This is a genomic window from Pseudomonas sp. PA-4-8C (assembly GCF_021606625.1).
GTDB lineage: Bacteria > Pseudomonadota > Gammaproteobacteria > Pseudomonadales > Pseudomonadaceae > Aquipseudomonas > Aquipseudomonas lactis.
On sequence record NZ_WKCD01000480.1, the window covers coordinates 1 to 2,082 of the forward strand.

2 protein-coding genes are annotated in these 2,082 nt (G+C 62.2%); both read right to left on the minus strand.

Translation table 11 applies throughout. From position 1 onward, the window contains the following. Positions 1-396 precede the first annotated feature (396 nt). A complete protein-coding gene (locus tag GIW04_RS30180) occupies positions 397-1,431 on the minus strand; it encodes an AraC family transcriptional regulator (protein ID WP_034134306.1) in 1,035 nt (344 codons plus the stop codon). Positions 1,432-1,435: 4 nt separating this feature from the next. After that, positions 1,436-2,082, minus strand: a 647-nt coding sequence (locus tag GIW04_RS30185; RefSeq protein WP_236479564.1) for a carbon-nitrogen hydrolase family protein, incomplete at its 5' end; no start/stop codon positions are given.

Sequence of the window (2,082 nt, forward strand, 5' to 3'; positions counted from 1 at the left end):
GTGTCAGGTAGATAGATAGGTGTCGGCTGGCAGTGCGTCATCGCAGGCAAGCCAGCTCCCACAGTTGGACCGTGGGGTGTCAGGTGGATAGGCGTCGGCTGTCAGGCCGTCTTCGCAGGCAAGCTAGGTCCCACATGTTGTGCGAGGTTGCGGTTAAGCTAAATCCTGTGATCGCTGCTACGTTTAATCCTGAAGAGCAGGAATGTCACGACGTCGACATTTTTTCGTCATGACGGCACTTTAGGCTGGGTTCGCAGGTCATTAATCTGCAACCGCTTTCAACATGAAGAAGGAGTCCACCATGGACGATTACCAGGAAGAACTGCTGGAGTACCAGGCATTCGAGCTAGACCCACTGGACCCAGCCGACGATGCCACCGAGCTGTAACACCTACTTCAGGCGGAGTGGCGCTGACTGCGGCGAAATTCCCCTGGGGTCTGGTTGTTCCAGCGCCTGAAGGCCCTTTGGAAGGCTTGGGCTGAAGCAAAACCGAGCAAGTAGGCGATCTCGCCGAACGCCAGTTCCGTGTCGCGAATGTAGGTCATGGCCAGGTCGCGACGGGTGTCATTGAGAATCGCGCGAAACTGCGTACCTTCCTCGGCCAGTTTGCGCCGCAATGTCCAGGTGGGCAGCTTCAAGCGTGCCGCCACTTCCTCCAGGTCGGGTTCCCGGCCACCATTGAGCATCGGCCCGAGCAAACGGGTAATGCGCTCGCGCAGGCTGCGGGTGCGAGTCAGTTGCTCCAATTCCCTTTCACACAGTTGTAGCAACAGGTGCCAGGTGCTTGGGCAATGCTGTGGGTTGCGCAGCGCCAGGGTCGGTTGGCTGAGGCGCAGTTGATTGACCTCTGCGCCGAAGTGCACCACACCCTCTCCCAGCACCTTGTAGTGGTCGTGGTAGTCCGGCGCGTCGAACTCGATTTCAATCCGCTGGGCCTGCACCGGCTGTTGCGCCAGGCCGGACAGCTGCTGCAACCAGCCGGCGATGATCGAATCCACCACAAAGCGGTTGTAGGCGTTGTAGGGGCTGATGGAATAAAACCGCAGCCACGCGCCTTCGGCGTCTTCATGAAAGCTTGATTGCCCGCGATAGTTGGAACCGTAAAGCGCTTCAAAGCGTGTGAGCGTGCGTGCGGCTTCGCGCACAGTGGGCGCTTGTGCGGCGGTGACGCCGGCAAGGCCGGCCTGGCTCAAGCGGCTGAGCTGGCCCATGCGCAAGCCCAGGCCGGGGTTGCCGGTCAGCTGGATGGCCGCGTGGCCCAGGCGCATGTAGCGCGGGATCGACAAGCGTGCACCGGCTTCAGCCAGGCGCGCCGGATCAAGGCCGTATTGCAGCAGCAGGGGCTGCGGGTCCAGGCCGTGGCTGTGGATGGCGTCGGCCAGGGTATGCACGAAGCCCACCGACAGATCCCCCAGGCGCACCGGCTTCACGGCGCTACAGCCAGATATTCAGCAGGCGCGCACCACGAGCGTCGCCATCGGCGAAGACTTGCCCATTGCGGCTGAGAAAACTCTGGCCGGCGCTGCCCAGGTCCCAGAACTGCCCGCGCAGAAAGACGCTCATGCCCGCGGTGGCTTGGCTGACGGGTGGCTGGCTGATCAGGGTGAGGCGACGCCAGGCTGCGCCCTCGCTGGTTTCTTCAGGCTTGAGGCTCACTTCAGAGGGCGTGGATACGCTCTTGAAGCCACGCCACGGACGCTCCCAGGTGTCGCGGCCGGTCACAAAAGCGGGCACCGCGATCAATTGCGCGCCTTGCTCGTTGAGCTTGCGGTAGTTGTCCGGGTACCAGCTGTCGCTGCCCACCAAGATGCCCAGGCGCCCCGCGGGAGTATCGACAACGTTGACGGCATGCTCATCACCCGGCTCGATAAAGCCACGCTCATCGTAGATCGGGTAAAGCTGGCGCTGCGGTTGGCCCAGCGGCAAGCCGTCGGCGGCAAACACCACGCTGGCGTTGTACAGCGCGCCATGGCCGATTTCCAGTTGGCCCTGGATCACGCTTGGGTTGGGCAGGGCGATGGAGCCGGCCACCAGGGTCACGCCAAATTCTTTGGCGAGGCCGCCAAACAACACTTGATAGT